18 protein-coding genes, 1 tRNA gene and 2 pseudogenes are annotated in these 21,139 nt (G+C 75.4%); 10 read left to right on the top strand and 11 right to left on the bottom strand.

The window, feature by feature from the left end:
- Positions 1–29: 29 nt before the first annotated feature.
- Positions 30–278: pseudogene (locus BZZ08_RS32405) on the top strand (hypothetical protein); the annotation flags it as partial.
- Here the strand turns inward: BZZ08_RS32405 and BZZ08_RS32400 are convergent.
- The 4 genes from BZZ08_RS32400 to BZZ08_RS32385 all read right to left on the bottom strand — a co-directional run bounded on the left by BZZ08_RS32400 (position 229) and on the right by BZZ08_RS32385 (position 6,674).
- Positions 229–1,650: a Cys-Gln thioester bond-forming surface protein gene (locus tag BZZ08_RS32400; RefSeq protein ID WP_104635762.1), complete on the bottom strand. Its 1,422-nt coding sequence runs from the start codon at positions 1,648–1,650 to the stop codon at positions 229–231. The pseudogene BZZ08_RS32405 and the gene BZZ08_RS32400 sit on opposite strands and share 50 nt — an antisense overlap.
- A 283-nt stretch (positions 1,651–1,933) precedes the next feature.
- Positions 1,934–2,437 carry a single-stranded DNA-binding protein gene (locus BZZ08_RS32395; RefSeq protein WP_104635772.1) on the bottom strand — a complete coding sequence of 168 codons (504 nt, stop codon included), beginning with the start codon at positions 2,435–2,437 and terminating at the stop codon, positions 1,934–1,936.
- Between the two features lie 181 nt (positions 2,438–2,618).
- Complete coding sequence (locus tag BZZ08_RS32390; RefSeq protein WP_104635761.1) at positions 2,619–5,063, bottom strand: YfjP family GTPase; 2,445 nt, start codon at positions 5,061–5,063, stop codon at positions 2,619–2,621.
- A 3-nt stretch (positions 5,064–5,066) separates the two neighbouring features.
- Positions 5,067–6,674: a dynamin family protein gene (locus BZZ08_RS32385; RefSeq protein WP_104635760.1), complete on the bottom strand. Its 1,608-nt coding sequence runs from the start codon at positions 6,672–6,674 to the stop codon at positions 5,067–5,069.
- A 330-nt stretch (positions 6,675–7,004) separates the two neighbouring features.
- Between BZZ08_RS32385 and BZZ08_RS32380 the strand changes: the two genes are divergently transcribed.
- Positions 7,005–7,077 (top strand) — tRNA-Arg (locus tag BZZ08_RS32380).
- A gap of 76 nt (positions 7,078–7,153) precedes the next feature.
- Positions 7,154–8,143, top strand: coding sequence for a D-2-hydroxyacid dehydrogenase family protein (locus tag BZZ08_RS32375; protein ID WP_104635759.1), 990 nt, complete (start codon positions 7,154–7,156; stop codon positions 8,141–8,143).
- Between the two features lie 6 nt (positions 8,144–8,149).
- Here the strand turns inward: BZZ08_RS32375 and BZZ08_RS32370 are convergent, their stop codons facing one another.
- On the bottom strand, positions 8,150–8,728 hold the full coding sequence (locus BZZ08_RS32370) for a DUF2087 domain-containing protein (RefSeq protein WP_104635771.1): 579 nt from the start codon (positions 8,726–8,728) through the stop codon (positions 8,150–8,152).
- A 298-nt stretch (positions 8,729–9,026) separates the two neighbouring features.
- Here BZZ08_RS32370 and chpF point away from each other — a divergent pair, with 298 nt between their 5' ends.
- On the top strand, positions 9,027–9,299 hold the full coding sequence (gene chpF, locus BZZ08_RS32365) for a chaplin ChpF (protein ID WP_104635758.1): 273 nt from the start codon (positions 9,027–9,029) through the stop codon (positions 9,297–9,299).
- Between the two features lie 73 nt (positions 9,300–9,372).
- Here chpF and BZZ08_RS32360 read toward each other — a convergent pair whose 3' ends face one another.
- From BZZ08_RS32360 to chpG, 6 genes are all read right to left on the bottom strand, one after another.
- Positions 9,373–10,239, bottom strand: coding sequence for a tyrosinase family protein (locus BZZ08_RS32360; RefSeq protein WP_104635757.1), 867 nt, complete (start codon positions 10,237–10,239; stop codon positions 9,373–9,375).
- Positions 10,223–10,828, bottom strand: coding sequence for a tyrosinase family oxidase copper chaperone (locus BZZ08_RS32355; RefSeq protein ID WP_104635756.1), 606 nt, complete (start codon positions 10,826–10,828; stop codon positions 10,223–10,225). The genes BZZ08_RS32360 and BZZ08_RS32355 overlap by 17 nt, the downstream gene beginning before the upstream one ends.
- A gap of 120 nt (positions 10,829–10,948) precedes the next feature.
- Positions 10,949–11,464, bottom strand: a complete 516-nt coding sequence (locus tag BZZ08_RS32350; RefSeq protein ID WP_104635755.1) for a hypothetical protein — start codon at positions 11,462–11,464, stop codon at positions 10,949–10,951.
- Positions 11,465–11,561: 97 nt separating this feature from the next.
- The gene (locus BZZ08_RS32345) at positions 11,562–11,864 is read right to left on the bottom strand and encodes a hypothetical protein (RefSeq protein ID WP_052838084.1); all 303 of its coding nucleotides are present in this window, start codon (positions 11,862–11,864) and stop codon (positions 11,562–11,564) included.
- A gap of 182 nt (positions 11,865–12,046) precedes the next feature.
- Positions 12,047–12,766: a hypothetical protein gene (locus BZZ08_RS32340; protein ID WP_104635754.1), complete on the bottom strand. Its 720-nt coding sequence runs from the start codon at positions 12,764–12,766 to the stop codon at positions 12,047–12,049.
- Between the two features lie 275 nt (positions 12,767–13,041).
- Positions 13,042–13,281, bottom strand: coding sequence for a chaplin ChpG (chpG, locus tag BZZ08_RS32335; protein ID WP_007449696.1), 240 nt, complete (start codon positions 13,279–13,281; stop codon positions 13,042–13,044).
- A gap of 276 nt (positions 13,282–13,557) precedes the next feature.
- Between chpG and BZZ08_RS39090 the strand changes: the two are divergent.
- The 6 genes and pseudogenes from BZZ08_RS39090 to BZZ08_RS32310 form a co-directional block, all read left to right on the top strand.
- Positions 13,558–14,652 (top strand): annotated as a pseudogene (locus BZZ08_RS39090) (glycosyltransferase); the annotation flags it as partial.
- A gap of 93 nt (positions 14,653–14,745) precedes the next feature.
- Entirely contained in the window at positions 14,746–16,140 is a 1,395-nt protein-coding gene (locus tag BZZ08_RS39085; protein WP_241965624.1) for an exopolysaccharide biosynthesis polyprenyl glycosylphosphotransferase, read from the top strand.
- Positions 16,141–16,145: 5 nt separating this feature from the next.
- Positions 16,146–17,462 (top strand): O-antigen ligase family protein, encoded by a 1,317-nt coding sequence (locus BZZ08_RS32325; protein ID WP_104635752.1) that lies wholly within the window; start codon positions 16,146–16,148, stop codon positions 17,460–17,462.
- Positions 17,459–19,384: a murein biosynthesis integral membrane protein MurJ gene (locus BZZ08_RS32320; protein WP_198601820.1), complete on the top strand. Its 1,926-nt coding sequence runs from the start codon at positions 17,459–17,461 to the stop codon at positions 19,382–19,384. Before BZZ08_RS32325 ends, BZZ08_RS32320 begins: the two co-directional genes overlap by 4 nt.
- 31 nt (positions 19,385–19,415) lie before the next feature.
- The gene (locus BZZ08_RS32315) at positions 19,416–20,105 is read left to right on the top strand and encodes a polysaccharide deacetylase family protein (protein ID WP_104635769.1); all 690 of its coding nucleotides are present in this window, start codon (positions 19,416–19,418) and stop codon (positions 20,103–20,105) included.
- 10 nt (positions 20,106–20,115) lie between these two features.
- Positions 20,116–21,139: glycosyltransferase (locus BZZ08_RS32310; RefSeq protein ID WP_104635768.1), on the top strand; the 1,024-nt coding region annotated here is incomplete at its 3' end.

Raw genomic sequence — 21,139 nt, 5'->3', positions numbered from 1 at the left:
AGCGCACCGGAGCGCCGGACGCATGCGTGGAGGGGAGCCCGCGCGGACTGCACTGGAAGACCCGCCCTCTGGTCGAGTGGGCCGAGGGCCGTCCCTTCGTCTGGGTCGACGACGAGATCAACGCCGTGGACCGCCAGTGGGTGGCGGCCGCTCACCCCGGCCCGTACCTGCTCCACCGCGTCGACCCGGCCGAGGGGCTCACCGACGCCGACTTCGCCGTGCTCGTCGTCACTGCTCGTTCCTTCGGCGGACGAAGAGGAGGACCGCGCCGCCGATGACCACGAGGCCGATGGCCGCGCCGCCGATCAGCGGGGTCGCGTCGGAGCTGCCGGTTTCGGCGAGGTTGGGGTTGGGGTTGGGGGAGGGGGCGACGACCGTGGCGGGGGCCGGTTCGCCGAGGGTGTGGGTGGAGTCGGACAGGGTGGCGCTCTGGGTCCGGCAGTCGAGGACGCCGCTGAAGCGCTGCTCGAAGCCGGCCGGGCCGCGGATCGTGAAGTCGTAGGCGCGGTCCTCCGGCAGCGGGACCGGCACCGTCCGGGTCTCGCCCGGCGCGACGGTGTGCTCGGTGTCCAGCAGTTCGAAGGTGAAGGGCTCGTCGCCCTTGTTGAGCGCGGTGATGTCGAGGGTGCCCTCGGCGCAGTTCTTCTCGGCGGACAGGGCGGGTATCGCGCCCTCGGCGGCCCAGGTGGCGGTCGCCGTCGCGGCGACCGTCGACTCGCTGGAACCGGCCAGGATCTGGGTCTGGCTGCGGCTCTCGGAGGCGAAGGCGCGGCCGACCGGCACCGTCGTCGACGCCTGGACGGACAGCCGGGCGGTGCCGGCCTCCGCGTCCTCGGGCACGTCGAAGAAGAGCTGGGTGCCGTCGGTGACCTCGGTGACGGGCTCGCCCTTTTTGTCGACGATCCGCACGGCGTCCTTGGCGGTCGCGTCCACCGGGGGCGTCACCGTCGCGCCGCCCGCGTCGGTGTGGACGGTCACCGGGCCGAGCCGCTCACCGGGGCGGCCCGAGACGGCCGGCGGGTCGAGGGCGAGGGACGCCTCGGGCTCGGCCAGGTCGCGGGCGTTCTTCTCCAGGTAGTCGGCGAGCCGCTCGGCCTGCGGGTCGACGGCCTCGACGTCCGTGTCGTCCGAGTACCGCCAGATGGCGACCTGGGTACCGGCCGCCGCGTCCTCCTCGGTGAGCCCGCCCCGGACGCCCGCCTTCTTAGCGAGCGCCGCCAGGTCGTTGACCTGCGGGTAGGAGTTCCCCAGGATCCAGCGGACGCGGCCGGCGTCCTTGTTGGTGCCCAGCGACGTCCCGCTCCAGGGCGTCTCCTGGTACTTCGCGTCCTTCTGCGTCGGGTTCTGGATGTCGACGCAGTAGGTCTGCAGCATGCCGCCGCCCTCGACGGACATCTCGAACAGACCGGCCGACACCTGCTGGTCGCCGTCCTCCCCGTGGATGACCGCGGTGCCGTGCGTCTTCAGCCCGCCTATCGTGGCGGTCGCCCCGCCCTGCCCTCTTACGCCGCCCCGCGCGCCGTCCTGGGCGGCGGCCGGTGCCGCACCGGTCACCACACCGGCGACGGCGAGCACGGATGCCAGTGCCCCGGCGGCGAGACGCGCCGCCCCTCGACCGGGCAGAGACGACGCAGCGAGCGAAGAAAACACCAAATTCCCCTTCGAGCAGGACCCGTTGACGTGGGGGGAACGGTCCCACCAGCAGAATCAGCAGCCACACAAGGCTCGTTCGGCATCCTAAGGACGTGACGGACCGGGCTTGCCGGTGATCGTCGCCCACGCGGTGATCCGAATCGGAATCGTTATCGCCGAGAGCCTCTTTGAGCAGGGCTTATCGACAAATCCACCCACACCCGCGTCGGACGCATGCGGAGACAAGCCGTACTTCGGGCGGTTTCGGCAGGGCCGGCCGGCCTCGGTCATCCACTCGGTGTCATCCCACCGGGACGGGCTCCGGTCGCTGCTCGGGGACTGAACCGGTCGGCTGCCCCGTCGGCTCCCCCGTCGGTTCCCCGGCCGATCCGCCGGTCGCGACCTCCCAGTTGGGTTCCGGCTGGGGCGGGGAGGTCGAAGCCTCCGCCCTGCCGGTGCGCCGGAACGCCGCGGTGCCGCGGGCCAGATCGTGGCCGATCGCCACCGCGTCGACGTCGGCCGAGGTCCGGCTCTGCCCCTCGCGCACATCGGTGCGCACCTTCAGCCTGCCCTGCACGACGACGGGGTCGCCCACCGCCAGTGACGCCGAGGCGTTGGCGGCGAGCTGCCGGTTGGCCCACACCGTGAAGAAGTTGGTGTGTCCGTCCGTCCAGGCGCTCTTCTCGCGGTCCCAGTAGCGCGCGGTGACCGCGAGCCGGAAGCGCAGCGACGGTCCGTTCGCCAGTTCCCGGAAGACCGGCTGGGTGGCCACGTTCCCCACCGCGCAGATCATCGTCTCGTTCATCGCGAGTCCTCCCTCCCGTACGGGCGTGTCCCGTACGGCGGCCGGGGCGACCGCGTCCGTCGCGATCGCCGTGGAGGCCAGATTGCCCGCGGCCGGGCCGGTCCGCCGAGGGTTGTGGACCGGCCCGGCGCCTGTGGAGAACTCCGCCACCCGCACGGGTGGCAGCGGTGGCCGGGTGCTGCTACCTCGTCGCGACCCCCACCCCCGTCCCCGCCCCCGCGACCCGCGCGTACTGTTCCCGCACCTCGCGGTACCGCAGCAGTTCCGCCGCCAGCGGGTCCAGCACCCTGGCCCGGCCGCACCCCGCGGCCGCCTCCCGCAACAGGCGCTCCGCCTCGTGGCCGTAGCGTCTGGCGGGTCCGCGGGCCGCCAGGCGGCAGCTCCACTCGATGAGGGGGCCGCCGACGATGCCGGCCAGCATCAGCAGCACGGGCACCCCCAGGTTCGGCGGCACGACGCCGATGATCTGACCCAGCAGCCACAGGCCGCCCACCACCTGGAGCAGGGTCATGGTCGCCTGGGCGAGGACGGCCACCGGCCACCATCCGGGCCGGGGCGGGCGTCCCGGGGGCAGCCCCGCGCGCACCGCCAGCTCGTCGAGGGCCTCGGGCAGCCCCTGGGCGCCCCGGACGGCCGCCTCGCGCATCGCGAGGGCCCACGGCACCGGCAGCCCGGCCGACGCCCGGTCCGAGACCGTACGCACCGCCTGTTCGACGCGCTGACGGGCCGTGACCTCCTCGTCCGCCTGGGCGCGGGCGGACAGCCGTCCCGTGACGGGGTCGCGCCGGTCGTGGTACCAGCGCCACAGCCGCAGCCAGGGAGTCCCGCACGCGCGGTTGGCGTTGCGCAGCCAGGCGCGTTCGGCCGCCTCGCCCGCCGCGGTGGCGCCCACCGCGTCGGCCAGCCGGTCCGCGAACTCGTCCCGCGCCTCCTCGCTGAGCCCGGTGCGCCGCCCCGTGACGTACACGGGACGCAGCTGCCGGGCGGCGGCGTCCACATCGGCCGCGATCCGGCGGGCCGGGGCCTGCCGCTCGGCGACGAACTGGCCGAGCGTCTCACGCAGTTCGCCGACGCCCTCGCCGGTGAGCGCGGACAGGGCCAGCACGGTCGCCCCCGGTTCGCCGTGCTCGCCCAGCGCGATGCCGTCCTCGTCGAGCAGGCGCCGCAGGTCGTCGAGGACCTGCTCGGCGGCCTCCCCGGGCAGCCGGTCGACCTGGTTGAGGACGACGAAGGTGACCTCGGCGTGGCCCGCCATCGGCCGCAGATAGCGCTCGTGGATCAGGGCGTCGGCGTACTTCTCCGGGTCGACGACCCAGATGACGGCGTCGACCAGGGCCAGGATGCGGTCCACCTGCTCGCGGTGCTGCACGGCCGCCGAGTCGTGGTCGGGCAGGTCGATCAGGACCAGCCCGCGCAACGGCGACTCGGAGTCCGGGTGCTGGAGCGGACGGCGGCGCAACCGGCCCGGGATGCCCAGCCGGTCGAGGAGGCTGGCGGCGCCGTCGCTCCAACTGCACGCGATGGGCGAGGCGGTGGTCGGCCGGCGGACGCCGGTCTCGGAGATCGTCACCCCGGCGAGGGTGTTGAACAGCTGCGACTTGCCGCTGCCGGTCGCACCGGCGATGGCGACGACGGTGTGCTGTCCGGAGAGCCTGCGCCGCGCGGCGGCCTCGTCCAGCACCCGGCCCGCCTCGGCCAGGGTCCCGCTGTCGAGCCGGGTCCGGGAGAGTCCCACCAGTTCGCGCAGCGCGTCCAGGCGCGACCTGAGGTTCCCGTCGTAGGCGAGCGGCATCAGGGCGGCCGAGGTCGCGGCGGGCCTGCGCGGCAGGACGGCGAACTGCTCGGCCCCGCCGTTCTCGTCCACCCGCCGTGCGATCAGTCCGTCGCCCCAGGCGGCCTCGCCGTCCCCGGAACCGCCCGAACCTCCCGCACCATCGGGACCTGCCGCACCACCGGGACCTCCCGCACCGCCCGAACCTTCCGCACCGTCCGAGCCGCCGGTCGAGCCGCCGGTCGAGCCGTCCCTGCGTTCCGCGCGGGGTTGCGCCCCGGGGGCCTCGTCGCGCACGCGCGCGTGAGGGCCGCCCGAGCGCTCGCTCGCGCGTTCCCGCGGACGCCCTCCGCGGCCCGCGTCCTCGGCCTCGCCCGCCTCCCCCGCCGCGTCCCCGCGCGGCACGCGCTCACGGACGGCACGCTCACGGCTGGCTGCCTGCTCGGCAGAGTCGCCCTTCCGACCCCGGCCGTCCTGCCCGTCCCGGCGGTCCTGCCCGTCCCGGCGGTCCTGCCCGTCCCGGCCGTCCCGCCCGTCCCGCCAGTCCCGGCGGTCTCGCTCGTCCCGGCCGTCCCGCCCGTCCCGGCGGTCTCGCTCGTCCCGGTCACCCCGCTGGCTCCGGCCGCCCGTGTGGTCTCGATCGTCGTCCCGGTCCCGGCGGTCTCGCTGCTCCCGCGCAGCCCGATCGCTCCGGGCAGCGGCCCGGGCAGCCCGGTCACCCGGGGCAGCCCGATCGCCCCGGTCGCCCCGGGAGCCCGCCGTGTCGGCGGCCCGGTCCGCGCGTTCCGTCTCCTTCGTCGCAGGGTCGGTGTGCTCGGTGTGCTCGGTGGGGTCCTGGTCAGTGACGGCGGTCACCGGTCACCTCTCCTTCTGCAGTACGGACAGCGCGGCGATGAGTTCCGCCTGTGGCTCGGGGTGCACCTCAAGACCGTCGAGCGGCGCCAGCCTGCGCTCCCGCTCGACGTGCATGACCCGGTCGACGTGTTCCTCGAGCAGCCGCCCGCCCCGGTCGCGCAGCCGCAGCGCGCCGTGGGCACCGATCCGCTCGGCGAGCCGCTCCCCGGCGACGCGCGCGCGCCGCCCGCCCAGCAGCACGGTGGCGACCAGGCCGGCCACCACCCCGGGGTCCGGTGCCAGGTTCCGGTCCAGCTCGCGCACCTCCTCCTCGGCGTACTCCTCCAGTTCGCGCCGCCAGCGCCGTACGGCCATCCCGATGCGGTGCTCGGCGCTCTCCGGCGCGGGGGCGCGGTCCGCGAGTTCGGGGGCGTCCGCCGCCGGTTCGTGCCGCCAGACCTCGTCGACGCGTTCGTCGGCGGCCGTGACGGCGCACAGCAGCAGGGTGCTCAGGCTCTCGACCAGCGAGTCGAGGAGCTCTTCCGGGGAGCAGTCGAGGGGGAAGGCCCGCCAGCGCTTCAGCGCGTCCCCGGCGAGCACGGCGCCCGCCTGCAACCGCCCCCGTACGCGCGCGTGCTCACCGTCGTAGGCGCCCTCGACGGCGGCGGTGAGCCGCAGCGCGGCGGCGTACTGTGCGGCGGTGGCCCCGGCCAGCTCGGGCATCCGGGACTTGAGCGAGTCCAGGATGCCGTGTGCCGTACGGGCCATGGCGTGGTGCCGGGCGTCGAGTTCCTGCGCCCGGTGGACGAGCCAGGACCGCAGCGGTGCCACGGCGCTGGCCGGCAGCAGTCCGCCGCCCCAGGCCGACTCGGGCAGCTCGGGGACCGTGAAGCGGGGGACGTCGCCGAGCCCGGCCTTGGTGAGCAGGGCCCCGTACTGCCGGGACACCTCGGACACCACCTGGTGGGGCACCCGGTCGAGCACGGTGACCAGCGTGGCGTCGTACTCCTTGGCGGTGCGCAGCAGGTGCCAGGGCACCGCGTCGGCGTACCGCGCGGCCGTGGTGACCATCACCCAGATGTCGGCGGCGCAGATCAGTTCGGCCGCCAGGACGCGGTTGTCGGCGACGAGGGAGTCGACGTCGGGCGCGTCCAGGAGGGCGATGCCGGGCGGCAGGGTGTCGGCGGTCTCGACCCGCAGCACGCGCGCGGGGTTCTCGCCGGGCAGCAGCAGGTCGTCGTCCGGGTCCCGGTGGGGCACCCACACGCGCGTGAGGTCGGGCAGCACCCGCATGCCGCTGAACCAGTGGTGGTCCTCCGGGTGGCACACCAGGACCGGCGTGCGGGTCGTGGGCCGCAGCACACCCGCCTCGCTGACCCGGCGTCCCACCAGGGAGTTCACCAGGGTCGACTTCCCGGCGCCGGTGGATCCGCCCACCACGGCCAGCAGGGGCGCTTCCGGCTCCTTCAGGCGGGGCACCAGGTAGTCGTCGAGCTGGGCGAGCAGTTCGTCGCGGTTGGCACGCGCGCGTGGGGCCCCCGGCAGGGGCAGCGGGAAGCGTGCGGCCGCGACACGGTCGCGCAGGGCGGAGAGTGCGTCGAGCAGCTGAGGCCGTACGTCCAAGGTCACCACATGTGAAGAATGCCCAATTTTGAGGGAATTCTGAAGCATATGAGCATGATGAGCATGTCTGCGCCCCCACCGGACACTCCGGGCGGAAGGGACTACTGGGACGCGAGGACAGTCCAGGCATAACGAGTGGACAACACCCGATGCGCGAGACGCCAAAAGCGATGCACGATTCGTAACTGCCTGCGATTATCGGGATCGCTTCACCGAACCTCCACATCGAGCCACGGAGGGGAAGCAGCCAGGGCAGGGAGTCAGGAGCCCTATCCTTGTCCCCGGCGAGGTCACGGACCGGCCCACACCCGGGCACCACGACCGAGGCCACCACACCAGGCCCCCGTAGCTCAGTGGATAGAGCAGGCGCCTTCTAAGCGCTTGGCCGCAGGTTCGAGTCCTGCCGGGGGCGCCGGACTCCCTCCTTCCTGGAGGGCACGTCCGCCGGTGCCGGCTCCATTTCCCGTCCGGCGAGAGGGACCACCACCGTGCGACTGCGCTGCGCCGTGCTCGACGACTACCAGCGGGTGGCGACCGAGGCGGCCGACTGGTCGCCGGTCGCCGACTCCGTGGACGTCGTGTCCTACGACACCCACTTCCCGGACGAGGACTCCCTCGCCGCGGCGCTCGCGGACGCCGACATCGTGGTCACCCTGCGCGAACGCGTGCCGTTCCCCGGCTCGTTGCTCGCCCGGCTGCCCCGGCTGAAACTGATCGTCGCCTCCGGCATGCGCAACAGCGTGATCGACTACGCCGCCGCCGACGCGCACGGCGTCACCGTCTGCGGTACGGCCTCCTCCTCCACCCCGCCCGTCGAGCTGACCTGGGCCCTGCTGCTGGGCCTGGCCCGCGGCATCGTCCAGGAGGGCAACGGGCTGCGCGAGGGCGGCCCCTGGCAGCAGACGGTGGGCGCCGACCTGCACGGCCGCCGGCTCGGACTGCTGGGCCTGGGCAGGATCGGCGGGCGGGTGGCCCAGGTCGGCCTGGCCTTCGGCATGCGGGTGAGCGCCTGGAGCCAGCACCTCACCCGGGAGCGCACCGAGGAGGTCGGCGTCGAACTGGCCCCCTCCAAAGAAGAGCTCCTGAGCGCCGCCGACTTCGTCTCCGTCCACCTGGCGCTGGGCGAGCGCACCCGCGGCCTGCTCGGCCCCGCCGAACTGGCCCTGCTCAAGCCCACCGCCTACCTGGTCAACACCTCGCGCGCGGCGATCGTCGACCAGGAGGCGCTGCTCGCCGCGCTGCACGCGGGCCGCATCGCCGGCGCGGGCGTGGACGTCTTCGACACCGAGCCGCTGCCCGCCGGTCACCCGATGCGCACCGCCCCGCGCCTGCTCGCCACACCCCACCTGGGCTATGTCTCGCGCGCCAACTACGCCACGTACTACGGCCAGGCCGTCGAGGCGATCGCGGCCTACCTCGCGGGCTCACCCGTACGGCGGCTGCCCGTGTCCCCGCCTCCGGCCCCGGGCCGGGCGTAAGGCCGCTCAGGCGGTGCCCGTCCGGGCGGCGTCCGCCGGGCGCGCGTAGATGCCGTCGCTCCGGCGCAGGTGACCGAAGTCCACCAGGTGGCGCCGGAGCGTCACATGGTCGACCTCGCCGTCCTCGCACCAGGCGCGCAGCTTCTCGTCGACGGTGCGTTCCGGGTACTCCACGCCGGGCGCGAAGGTCTGCTCGGCGATGTGCCGCAGCACCACCTTCTTGCGCGTCCAGCGTGCGGGGAGACGGACCAGCCGGCCGTTCCTGACGAAGGTCCGCACGATCATGCCGACCGGGCCGTCGTCGCCCGCCGCGGCGGGGTCGCCGGGCGCCTGCGACGCCGGGCGGCCGGCGAGGGCCAGCTCCCGGAAGCGGTCGTGGACGACGACGAGTTCGCCGTCCTCCCCGGACGCCACCACGCCCAGCGCCCGCAGTCGGCGCAGCGCGGCGGACGTCTCCCGCGCGGAGAGGCCGGCCGCCCGTGCCACCCGTACGGCGTCGCCCGCGCCCAGCGCCACGGCCGCGAAGGCCCGCACCCGGCTCTCCTCGGCGAAGAGGGCGGGCAGCGCGGCGAGCGCGGCCGGCAGCGGCGAAGCCTCCGCTGACTGATGGGGCCGCTGGGACCGCTGAGGCGACTGGGAGGACTGGGGCGACTCGGAATCCGCGACGGACGAGTCGGATCGGTCATTCGGCATGCCGGGAGGCTAGTGGACACACCGACGCGCACGGGAGCGATTTTCCGCGGGCTGCCGTCATCCGCACCCCACGCGCTCAAAAAGGGTGATCCGCACATTCCCCCCGTGACCCGCTGCGACCGGGTGCGTTGAACCGACAGTGCGGCGGCGCGTCCTGCCGCCGTGCTCCCCGAGTCAGAAGGAGAACGTGATGTCTCGCATCGCGAAGGCCACCGGCATCGCTCTCGGCGCCGGCGCCGTGGTGCTCAGCGGCACCGGCATGGCCATGGCGGACGCGGGCGCGGCGGGCGCGGCCGTCGGCTCGCCCGGTGTCCTGTCCGGCAACGTCGTCCAGATCCCCGTGCACGTGCCGGTCAACGTCTGCGGCAACACCATCGACGTGATCGGCCTGCTGAACCCGGCCTTCGGCAACGCCTGCGAAAACGGCGACGACGAGGACAAGAGCGGCGGCTACGGCAGCTGAGTCCCCAGGCACCGAGGAGCCCCGGCCTTCCCGGCCGGGGCTCCTCGCTTGTCGGTGTCCGGGGACGACCCGCTCAGGCGTACCGGTAGATCCGGCCGACGTCCTCCAGCTCGTCCGGCGTCACGTCCCACGGCGGCAGCCTCTCGTGCCGTGCGACGATCCGCCCGCGCTGCGCGCTGCCCCGGCCGGGCGGCTCGGCGGGCAGGTAGCGGGCGCCGCGGTGGCGGGCCTGCCAGCGCGACCACTGGAGGTCGACGAAGGCGTGGTGCAGCCAGAACACCGGGTCGTTGACGGAGGCGCCGCCGACCATGGCGCCGCCGACCCAGCGGTGCACGCGGTTGTGGTTGCGCCAGGAGACGCTGCCCCGGCCGGCCCCCCACCCCTCCAGTTTGTTGCGGAAGCCCTTGCGGACCGTGGAGTCGTAGGGCGAGGTGTCGTACTTCGGGTCGTCCAGCGCCCACTCCAGGTCGCTCTTCGAGGGCAGGTCGAGGGGATCGCCCGCGCGCCCGAGGTCCCGGGTGAGGTACTCCGTGTCGGTGACGTTCACCTTGAGGGTCCAGTTGCCCTCGGCGTGGGCGAAGGGACCGGTGGTGACCCGGTGGTCGGAACGCCGTCCGGTGCCGCCCAGGAGGTCGGCGGTCCAGGGCGTCGACTTGGCGCCGCGGTTCTTCGTCCAGTCCCAGTACGGCACGGTGACCGACTCGTCCACCCGGCGCAGCGCCTCCTCCAGGTCCAGCAGGAACCGGCGGTGCCAGGGCAGGAAGGACGGCGCCATGTGCGCCGTGCGCAGTCCGTCCTCGCCGTCGGAGACGTAGTACTCGATGTGGGTGCGCACGAACTGGTCGTACTCGCCGCGTCGTTTGACCTCCAGCAGCGCGTTGACGAACCGCCGCTTCTCGCTGCGGGTCAGCGTGCTGACGTCCTTACGCGTGTACGCCATGCCGCTCCCCGGAGTGCTGGTCGTGGCCCGCGGACGGGGTGTCGCGCAGGTGCTCGCCGGGGCCGAGTTCGTCGACGGCGCCGCGGGCCGCTTCGAGCGGCGTGGGGTAGGACCGGTAGTGGTCGACCATGCTCAGCCAGGTGCCGTCGGCCCGGCGCATCAGGTGCAGCGGACGGCCGTCCACGGTGACCTGCCAGGTACCGGCGCCCACGGCCCGGCCCGCGGCGGAGCGGATGCCCCGGATGCGCCGACCGCGGTAGGTCTCGTCGAAGGCGGCACCCTCGGTACTCTCGGCGCCGTCGGCGCCCTCGGCGGGCTGAGCGCCCCCGGCGGACTCAGCGGCGTGCGGCCCGGGGTGGGCGCGCCTCGGTCCGGTGGTGGCGGCCTCGGCGGCCCGGGAGGGGCGCGAGGCGGCGATCAGAGGCGCCAGGCCGACGGCGAGGGCCGGGGCGAGCAGCCCCCGCATCACCTGCCGCCGGGTGCCCGCGACCGGCCCGCCTCTCGCCGAATCCTCCGCCGCCTGCTCCCGCTCACGCTCCGCGCCACTCCCCGACGCGCCGTTCACTGTCGTGCCCGCGTTGCCGACCATGGCTCACTCCTCGTCCGGTTCCGTTGGTCCGCACCGCTAACCGAACGACGGGCCCCGCGGTCACCCGCGCGCAGGGCCAGTCGGAGCACGGCCGCTCGGCCGAGCGAGGTCGCCGGGAGGCTACAGACCCGGTCCGACGCCCAGGTTGGCCACCGGCACCGTCTGGACCACCGGGGCGAGCACACCGGCCTCCGGGAGCTTGGGCGCCGGCAGGCCGAGGGTCTCGGGGTTCGGCGCGGTGAGCGGGGCGTCCAGGGACAGTCCCGGCGCCAGGGTGCGCAGTTCGGCGGCGGGGGCGTCGACACCGGCGTGGTCGAAGTCGTCGCCGAGGACGTGCGGCAGCGGCTGGCGCAGGTCGACGCCGGGCAGCCCGCCGCGCACCGGCAGCTGCGGCAGCGTCCGCTCCGGCAGCAGCCGGCCCTCGACGTACTGGGGGCCCTCCGGCGCGCCCGCCGTCGGCACGGGCAGCTCGCCGGCCACCTCGGGCAGTTCCATGCCGAGGGCCGTCTCCGCGCCGCCCAGCGGCACCGGCACGGGAACCGCGCGGGCCGCGGCGGCGGGGGTCGCGGCAACGCCCACGGCGGCGGCCACACCGGTGACCACGGCGGCCAGGGTTCGTCTGGTGGTCGGCTTCATGACAGGCACGGTCCCTTTCGAGAAGGCGGGAGGTACGGCTCCGGGAAGGCGGGAGACACGGCTCCGGAAGGCGGGGGTGCGGCGGGGGCGGGGTGGCTCAGCCGCCCAGCGGGAGGCCGCCCAGCAGGCCGCTCGCGGAGTTCAGCTTCGTGGTCGCGCCCTTCACGGTGTGCAGCACGGAGTCCTTGTTCTCGGTGTCCAGCGCGTCGGACCGGGCTTCCGACTGGTGCTTGATCGGCATGACGTCGATGGGCTCCGCGGTCAGCGCGTTCACGGCGCCGTTGAGGCTGGTGGGCGTGAGCGCGGCGGCGTCGGAGGCGTCGTAGGCGAACGCGGGCACGGCGGAACCGGCGGCGACCAGGGACCCGGCGACGACGGCGGCGGCCTTGAGGGACTTCATCGTGTTCCTTTCTTCGGCGACCCGTGTCACCGGAGGTATTGCTGACGCCCTCCCTAACGACCTGCGCCGGAGCCGGAAACTCCGCCGTCCGGAAGACATATGAGATCTCCGGACACGGAAAAGGGCCGTCGCGCCTCCGACAGGGAGGCGCGACGGCCCGGGACGCCCGGGACGGCTCGGTGTCAGGAGGGGTCCGCGGGTGCGGCGGCCTCCGGCGTGGCGGCCTCCGGCGCGGTCGGTACGCCGGGCAGGCCGGCCAGGTCCGCGGCGGGCAGCCCGTTGCCGACCATCGTGGCGGCGACGACGTTGACGATGCCGGTCATGAGGTCCTTGACGGCCGGGCCCACCTGTTCGGCGGTACCGGAGGTGCTGGCCTTCACCAGGGCGTCGATCTGCTTCTGCAGCTCGGCCTCCGCGGCCGCGGACAGGTCGGTGGCCGCCGCGGTGCCGTCGTCGCTCTGGGCCGTGACCGGCGCCGGCAGCGTGACCGGGGTGTTCGTGCCGGCCTCCGGCGTGGTGGCGGCCGGCGGCTGGGCCGGGGTGCTCGTGCCGGGCGCGGCCGCCGCGTCGTCGGCGTCCGTGTCCGCGGCGTCCGCCTTGGCGAGGGCGTCCTTGACGGCCGCGGAGAGCTTGTCCGCGTCCGTGGCGGAGAGCCGGCCGTCGTCGGCCTTGAGGACGGCGCTGAGCAGGTCGGTGACCGGCGTGAGCACTCCGCCCAGACCGGCCAGGCTGCCGACCTGGTTCTGCAGTTCCGCCGCGTCGGGGAGGGGGGCGTGGGACGCCGCGTGGGTGCGTTCCCGGACCGAGTCGCCGTCGGCCGCCATCACCGCCGGGCCGGAGAGGCCGATCAGCAGGCCGGCGCAGAGAGCGGAGGTGGTGATTCGCCGTGCGGGCAGACGCATGGGGGTTCCTTTCGGTGGTGCGTCGGTTGTTGTGCCCACCGTGGAATCGCCCTCGGCGCTCTGCAACGCAGGCACGGGCCCCGGGCGCCCGCCCGCCCTTCTCGCGGGCCGCGTCTTACCTGGTGAGACGCCCTGTCAAGGCCCGTGCGCCGTGTCGTCGCCCGGACCCCCCATTCGGGGCAGCACACCGCCGTCCGCGCGGCAACGCGAACCGGCCGCCCGTTCGCGGAGGAACCGCGGTACGGACGGCCGGTGCGGCAAGTGGTGAGCCGACGTCAGTCGTTCTCGCACTCGTTGCCGAACGCCGGGTTCAGCAGGCCGATGACGTCGATGGTGTTACCGCAGACGTTGACCGGGATGTGGACCGGGACCTGCACCACGTTGCCGGACAGGACGCCCGGGGAGTGGGCGGCGGCGGCCTGCGCGCCGCTGTCGGCGGCGGCGACACCGGCGGTGCCCGCCACCGCGGCGGCGGCGACGGAGGTCAGGGCCAGGCCCTTCGCGATACGCGACATGGAGAAGTGCTCCTTGGGGTTGTACACACATCCGGGCGGCTGCCCGGCGCAGTGTCAACGCGTGGCACGGGCGCGAGTTGTGCCGCCAAAGGGGTGATCTAGCGAAAGACCGGCGTTCACAAATCCAACACAGTTACCCGGTTTCGCCGTATTAGTACGGATAGCAGCTAGAGTCCCACACCATTCGACGCACCCGTATGCCGCGTAGCGGCCGGCGCCCGCGGCCGGGCGCGTACCCGCCCGTCCCGAGCCATCTCCGTGAGCGAGGAAACGCGCATGCACCTGCCACCGACCGGCTTACGGCCACGGGTTCTGCACCTCACCCAGCCGGTGGACGGCGGGGTCGCCCGGGTGGTGACGGACCTGACGCGGGCTCAGCTCGCCGCCGGACTGCGCGTCGCGGTCGCCTGTCCCGGCGGGGACCTCGCCGACCGGCTGCGTTCCCTGGGCGCCGACGTGCGGCTCTGGCCCGCGACCCGCTCGCCGGGCCCGGCGTTGGCGGCGGAGGTGCGGCGGCTGGTCCGCGTGGTCGAGGACGTACGGCCCGATCTGGTGCACGCGCACAGCGCCAAGGCCGGTCTGGCCGGGCGGCTCGCCGTACGGGGCCGGGTGCCGACCGTGTTCCAGCCGCACGCCTGGTCGTTCGAGGCGGTCGGCGGGGCCGCCGCGCGCCTCGCCCTGGGCTGGGAGCGGTGGTCGGCGCGGTGGACGGCGCGGACGGTGTGCGTGAGCGAGGCGGAACGGCTGCGGGGGATGCGGGCCGGGCTGCGCGGGCCCTGGGCGGTGATCCCGAACGGCATCGACCTCGCCCGCTTCCACTCCGACGCGCCCGGGTACGCCCGCCCTGACCCGGCCGGCCCGCGACCGCGGCACGGTGTCGCCCCGCACGCCCCGCTGGTGGTCTGCGTGGGGCGGCTGTGCCGGCAGAAGGGGCAGGACGTTCTGCTGAGCGCCTGGGAGTCGGTCCTCGCGCGGGTGCCCGGCGCCCGGCTGGTGCTCGTCGGCGACGGCCCGGACCGCGCCCGGCTGGCCGCGCGGGCCCCGGCGTCCGTGCTGTTCACGGGTGCCGTCGCGGACGCCGCCGCCTGGTACCGGACCGCCGACCTCGTGGTACTGCCGTCGCGCTGGGAGGGCATGGCGCTGGCCCCGCTGGAGGCGATGGCCTGCGGGCGGCCCGTGGTGGTGACCGACGTGGACGGTGCCCGCGAGGGCCTGCCGCCCGCGCTCGTACCGCACTGCCTGGTGCCGCCCGGGGATCCCGCCGCGCTGGCCGACGCCACCGTCGCGCTGCTGCTCGACGCGCCGCTGCGCGCCTTGCTCGGCCGCCGGGGGCGGGCGCACGTCCGGTCCGCGCACGACGTACGGCACACGGCCGCGGCGGTCGCGGCCCTGTACGGCGACCTCCTGGGCGGCGTACGGCCCACGGCAGCGGCACACACCGGCGTCGGCGACCGCGCCGGCGACATCGGCGACAGGCCCGACGGCACCGCGGGCCCGCGGCTGCCCGCCCGGCGCCCCGCCCCACGGCCGGACTCCCCGCTGCCGCTGCTCGTCGCGGACGGCGCGGCGGCCCTGCCGGGCTCGCTGGTCCTCACCGGCACCCCGCACCAACCGCTGCTCGCGGCCCTGCTGGTGGCCGCCTCGCTGCTGCTGCGCCCCCGTACCCGTCCGGCCCGGCGGACGCCCGGCGCGCTGGACGACCTGCCCGCCCTGTGCGGCCGGATCGCCGTCGGGTGGCTGGCGCTCGCGGCGCTCGTCGCGGCGTACGCCCCGTCGCACGCGCTCTCCGCGCGCACCCTGTGCGCCGGTTTCCTGCTGCACGCGGTGACGGGCTGGGCCGGCCGGGGTGCCGTGCACCGCAGACGCCGTACGGCGCTCCTGAACCACCCCCGCGCCGCCCTCGTCGTCGGACCCGCCGCGACCGCGCAGCGCGTGGCCTCGGCGCTGCTGCGCCACCCGCGCTGCGGGGTGCGCCCCGTCGGGATCGTCACCGCCGACCCGGGCGGCACCACGGGCCTGCCCGTGCTGTCCACGGACGAGGAGGTGCGGCGGGCGGTCGTGCAGAACGGCGTACGGGACGTGCTGGCCGTGGCCCCCTGGGCGGACGCCCCTTCCGTACGGCCCGGGCAGGCGACGCTGCTGCGGGCGCTGGCCGAGTCGGGCTGCGCGGTGTGGGAGCTGGACGCCGAGGCCCCCGCGTACACCGGCGCTCCCGCCCGCCCGGGCGGGGACCGGATCGCCGGGTTCTCCTGCCGGCGTCTGGAACCGGCGGCGCGGCGGCCGGGCGGCGCGGGCAAGCGGGTCCTCGACGTGACGGTGTCCGGGGCGCTGTTGCTGCTGCTGAGCCCGCTGCTGCTGGCCTGTGCGACGGTGCTGCGGGTGGTGAGCGGTCCCGGCGTGCTGTTCCGGCAGGAGCGCGTCGGTCAGGGCGGCAGGCCGTTCACACTGCTGAAGTTCCGCACCCACCGGCCGGCGGACGAGCACGAGTCGGCGACCCGGTGGAGCGTGGCGGACGAACACCGGATGCCGTGGTTCTGCCGCTTCCTGCGGCGCACCTCGCTGGACGAGCTGCTCCAGCTGTGGAACGTCTTCCGGGGCGACATGAGCCTGGTCGGCCCGCGTCCCGAACGCCCGTACTTCGTGGCCCGGTTCAGCCAGACCCATCCCGGCTACGCGGCCCGCCACCGGATGCCGTCCGGGATCACGGGCCTGGCCCAGATCAACGGGCTGCGCGGTGACACGTCCATCGAGGACCGGGCCCGCTTCGACAACGCCTACATCGACGACTGGTCGCTGTGGCAGGACGTCTGCATCCTGCTGCGCACGGCCGCCGCGCTCGTGCGCCCCACGGGGAGCTGACCCAGGTGGCCCACGCCCTGCCCCTCCCGCCGACGGCGCGCGTACGGCGGCTGCCGCCCGTGCTGGCCGTGGTCGCCGTCGTCGCGCTGCTCGCGCTGCCCTTCGCCCCGGGCGACGGGGGCGGCGCGCACCCGGCCGACGCGGTCTCCGCGCTGGCGGTGCTGTACTGCGCGCTGCGGCTGGTGCGGGACCGGCGGCGCCCCCTGTCCCGTACGGCGGCGGTGGTGCTCGGGCTGCCCGTGCTCGGCCTGGCCGTCGCCGCCGCGGGCGCCGGGTCGCCGGGGGCGGGGCTGGCGGGCCTCGGCCGCTACCTCCAGGTCTTCGTCCTGGTCCCGGCCGCCGTACTGCTGCTCGTGCGCGACCGGGGCGACGTACGGCTGCTGGCCCGGTCGATGGTGGGGCTGGCCCTGTGGCAGGGGGCGGTCGGGGTACACCAGTACGTGACCGCGACCGGCGCCTCCTACCAGGGCGAGCGGGTCCGGGCGGTGGGCACCTTCGGGCCGCAGGACGTGATGGGGATGGCGACCGTGGTCTCCCTGGGGCTGGTCTGCGCGGTGGGGCTGGCGGTGGGCCGGACGCCGGTGCGGCAGCGGCTGCTCGCCGCCGGGTGCGCGCTCGCCCTGCTGCTGCCGCTCGCCCTGTCGTTCAGCCGCGGGGCGTGGATCGCGACGGCGGTGACGTGCGCGGTGCAGCTGCTGCTCGCGGGGGTGCGCAGGGCGTTGGCGGTGGCGGCGGCCGTGGTCGCGGCGGCGGTGGTGCTGGTGGGCGGCTTCGGGGTCGGTACGGCGATACTCCAGGAGCGGGTCGGCAGCATCACGCGGGTCACCGCCGCCCCCGACCAGTCGGTGACCGACCGCTACACGATGTGGGCGGCGGCGGCCGGGATGTGGCGGGAGCGGCCGTTGACCGGTGTGGGGCTGAAGGGCTTCCCCGAACACCGTGACGCCCATGCCTCGTTGGCGCTGTCCTCGGGCAGCGAGACCGACGGCGCGGGTGCCGGGTACCGCAGGCAGCCGCTGCTGTCCCCGCACAACATGTACCTGCTGGTGCTGGCCGAACAGGGGCTGATCGGGCTGCTGGCGCTGGCCGGGAGCTGGCTGGCGCTGCTCGTGCTGGGCCTGCGCGGGCTGCGCGGCGCACGGCGGGAACACGGCTCGGTGCCGGACTGCGCGTTGGTCGCCTGCGGGCTGCTGGTGTGGCAGCTGACCGACTTCGCGTACGCCGACATCGGCGGGCCCTCGACCGTGCTCACGGCGGTGTGCTTCGGGCTGGCGGCCTGGTGGGCGCTGGGTTCGGCCGCGCGGGAGGTGCCGGAGCCGTGACGACGACCTCGCCGCACCCGGCGGGCGAAGCGGACGCGTCCCACGGCGCGGTCCCCCGGGCCGAGACCCCGTACGCGGAGACCGCACCCGTCGCCGAGGGCGGCTCCTCGGGGCGTTTCCTCGCCCGCGCCGCCCTCGTCACGGCCGTGCTCTCGGTGGCCGGGTCGGTGCTCGGACTGGCCCGGGACCAGGCGCTGGCCCGGCTGTTCGGGGCCGGGAGCGAGACGGACGCCTTCCTGGTGGCGTGGACGGTGCCCGAGTTCGCGGCGACGCTGCTGATCGAGGACGGGCTGGCCTTCGCGCTGGTCCCGATGTTCAGCCTGGCCCTGGCCCGCCGCGCGCAGGGCGCCCCCGGCGACCCGGTCCGCGCGCTGGTCGCCTCGACGCTGCCCCGGCTGGCCCTGGCCTTCGCGGCGGCCGGTGCGCTGGTCGCCGCCGCCGCGCCGGTGCTGGTGCGGGCCCTGGCGCCGGGGCTGGCCGACCACGCCCTCGCCGTGGACTGCATGCGGCTCACCGCCACCTGCGTCGTCAGCTTCGGGCTCGCCGGGTACTGCAGCGCCGCGCTGCGGGCGCACCGCCGGTTCCCGGCACCGGCGGCGATCTACGTCGCCTACAACACCGGCATCATCACGGCGATGTTCGTGCTCGGCGGGCGCTGGGGGGTGCGCTCGGCGGCGGTCGGGGTCGCGGTGGGCGGGGCCCTGATGGTGGCGACGCAACTCCCCTCGCTGCTCGGCCAGCTGCGGCGGCGGGGCAGCGGCGAGGGCGCACCGGGCGGCGCGGACGGAGAACGCCCGGCAGGCGGAGCACCCCTGTCGGTCACCACGCACCGCACCGGCCCGTCGGGCACCACGCACGGCACGTCCCCGTCAGGCACCACGGACAGCCCACGCCCGTCGGACGCCACGGACGCAGAGCACCCTCCGCACGCCACGCACCGCACCCGCCCGCCGGGCGCCACGGACAGCGCACGCCCGCCGGGCGCCACGGACAGCGCCCGTCCCCTCGCCCTCGCCCTGTTCGGCACCGTCCTGCTGTTCGCCCTGTGTCGCCAGTCCCAGGTGCTCATCGAGCGCTTTCTGGCCTCCGGGCTGCCCTCCGGGGCCATCTCGCACCTGAACTACGCGCAGAAGGTCGCGCAGATCCCGATGACGCTGTCGCTGATGCTGTGCACGGTCACCTTCCCGGTGGTGGCCCGCGCGCTGGCCGACGGCGACACGGAGCGGGCCCGCGACCGGGTCGAGCGGGACGTGGCGCTGGCGGCCTGCCTGGTGCTGCTCGGCGCGGCCACCGTCGTCGCCTGCGCGCCGCAGATCATCCAGCTCCTTTTCCAGCGCGGCGCGTTCACGCCGGCCGACACGGCGGCGACCGCGGGCGTCATGCGGGTGTACGCGCTCGGGCTGCTCGGCCAGACGGTGGTGGGCGCGCTGGCCCGCTCCTACTTCTCGGCGGGCCGCGCCTCCTGGTACCCGTTCGGCGCGATGGCCGTCGGCGTCGTGGCCACCGCCGTCGCGGGCGCCCGCGCGGTCGGCCCGTGGGGCGTGACCGGCATCGCCGCCGCCAACGCCGCCGGCATCACCGTCACCGCCGCCCTGCTGCTCGCCGGGATGGGTCCGCGCAGCGTGCCGGTGCGGGTCCGGCGGGTCCTGGGCGACCTGGGCCGGCCGCTGCTGGCGGCGGCCGTGGCGACCGGCTCGGGCGCACTGGCCGCGGACCTGGTCACCGACGCCGGTGCCGCCGTTTCGCGGACCGCCCTCTCGCTGGCCGTCGGCGCCGCCACCGTCGGCGGTGTCTTCGTCGCCCTCTGCCTGGCCCTGGGCGTCCGGGGCCTGAGCGCCCTCCGTTTCCCCCACCCCGTCACACGAAGGCTCCCTCATGGCCGTTTCCGCTTCCGGTTCCCCTTCCGCGACCACGACCGCTGACGCCCGCCCCGGCACCGTCCCCTGGGTCGCCATGTACCACTCCGTCGGCGACTGCTCGGACGACCCGTACCGCATCACGGTCACGCCCGACCGGCTGGACGCGCAGCTGGGCTGGCTGCGGCGGCGCGGGCTGCGCGGCGTTCCGGTCGCCGAGCTGCTGGCCGCCCGCGCCCGGGGCGGCGGCCGGGACCTGGTGGGGCTGACCTTCGACGACGGATACGCCGACTTCGTCGAGCACGCGCTGCCGTGTCTGCGTCGCTGGGGCTGCGGGGCGACCCTCTTCGTACTGCCGGGACGGCTCGGCGGCGACAACGCCTGGGACCCGCTGGGCCCGCGCAAGCCGCTGCTGACCGCCGACGGCATCCGCCGCGCCGCCGCCGAGGGCGTCGAGATCGGCTCGCACGGTCTCACCCACGTCGACCTGACCGCGGTGGACGGCACCACGCTGACCGCCGAGACCGCCGGCAGCCGGGCGCTGCTCTCGGAGTTGGCCGGCGCTCCGGTCATCGGCTTCTGCTACCCGTACGGCACGGTCGACGCCCGCGCCGCCGACGCCGTGCGCGCCGCCGGTTACACCTACGCCTGTGCCATCGACCCCGGCCCGCTGACCGGCCCGTACGCCCTGCCGCGCGTGCACGTGGGCCAGCGGGACACACCCGTACGGCTGTTGCTGAAGACCCGGCTGCACCGCCTGCGCCGCCGGGCCCCGGCGGGAGTGTGAGGTGACCGACGTGAAGGCCCTGCACATCATCACCGGTCTCGGCGTCGGCGGCGCCGAGCAGCAGCTGCGGCTGCTCCTGCGGCACCTCCCCGTCGACTGCGACGTCGTGACGCTCACCAACCCCGGCCCGGTCGCCGACGGTCTGCTGTCCGACGGCGTGCACGTCGTCCACCTCGGCATGACCGGCAACCGCGATCTGGCCGCGCTGCCCCGGCTGGCCCGTCTGATCCGCACCGGCGGCTACGACCTCGTGCACACCCACCTCTACCGCGCCTGCCTCTACGGCCGCCTCGCCGCCCGCCTGGCCGGGGTGCGCGCGGTGGTCGCCACCGAACACTCCCTCGGCGACTCCCAGATGGAGGGCCGCCCGCTCACCCCGGGCGTCCGCGCGCTGTACCTGGCCGGGGAGCGCCTGGGCAGCGCCACGGTCGCCGTCTCCCCCACCGTCGCCGACCGGCTGCGGCGCTGGGGCGTGCCCGCGCCCCGCATCGAGGTCGTCCCCAACGGCATCGACCTGGCCCGCTTCCGCTTCGACCCGGTCCGGCGGCTGCGCACCCGGCGCCGCCTCGGCCTGCCCGAGGGCGCGTACGTCGTGGGCGGCGTCGGCCGGCTGACGGCGGCCAAACGCTTCGACGTCCTGGTCCGGGCCCTCGCCCTGCTCCCGGCGGACTGCTGGCTGCTGCTGGTCGGCGGCGGCCCCGAGGAGCACCTGCTGCGCCGCACCGCCCACGAGGCGGGGGTCGCCGACCGCGTCCTGCTCACCGGCGAACGCCCCTACCTCCCCGACGGCTCCCCCGGCCCCGACCTGCCCGCGCTGGCCGCCGCGATGGACGTCCTCGCCTCGCCGTCGCCGGAGGAGGCCTTCGGCCTGGCCGCCGTGGAGGGGCTCGCGTCCGGGCTGCCGGTGCTGTACGCCTCCTGCCCGGCGATCGAGGACCTGCCCCCCGAGTCCGCGCCCGCGGCACGGCGGGTCGCGGGCGGCGCCGGGGAGTTCGCGCGTGCCCTCGCCGAGACCCGCGCGTCCCAGGGCCCGG

The sequence above is a fragment of the Streptomyces sp. MH60 genome, assembly GCF_002939385.1.
In the GTDB taxonomy this organism is placed as follows: domain Bacteria; phylum Actinomycetota; class Actinomycetes; order Streptomycetales; family Streptomycetaceae; genus Streptomyces.
The sequence above is the reverse complement of the archived record's forward strand: the minus strand, read 5'-3'. Positions and strand labels throughout refer to the sequence as shown.

Coding starts and splice junctions, on each gene's coding strand:
- BZZ08_RS32395 (WP_104635772.1), bottom strand. CDS start 2,437: ATGAACGAGACGATGATCTGCGCGGTGGGGAACGTGGCCACCCAGCCG.
- chpF (WP_104635758.1), top strand. CDS start 9,027: ATGTCTCGCATCGCGAAGGCCACCGGCATCGCTCTCGGCGCCGGCGCC.
- BZZ08_RS32360 (WP_104635757.1), bottom strand. CDS start 10,239: ATGGCGTACACGCGTAAGGACGTCAGCACGCTGACCCGCAGCGAGAAG.
- BZZ08_RS32355 (WP_104635756.1), bottom strand. CDS start 10,828: ATGGTCGGCAACGCGGGCACGACAGTGAACGGCGCGTCGGGGAGTGGC.
- BZZ08_RS32350 (WP_104635755.1), bottom strand. CDS start 11,464: ATGAAGCCGACCACCAGACGAACCCTGGCCGCCGTGGTCACCGGTGTG.
- BZZ08_RS32345 (WP_052838084.1), bottom strand. CDS start 11,864: ATGAAGTCCCTCAAGGCCGCCGCCGTCGTCGCCGGGTCCCTGGTCGCC.
- BZZ08_RS32340 (WP_104635754.1), bottom strand. CDS start 12,766: ATGCGTCTGCCCGCACGGCGAATCACCACCTCCGCTCTCTGCGCCGGC.
- chpG (WP_007449696.1), bottom strand. CDS start 13,281: ATGTCGCGTATCGCGAAGGGCCTGGCCCTGACCTCCGTCGCCGCCGCC.
- BZZ08_RS32315 (WP_104635769.1), top strand. CDS start 19,416: ATGTACCACTCCGTCGGCGACTGCTCGGACGACCCGTACCGCATCACG.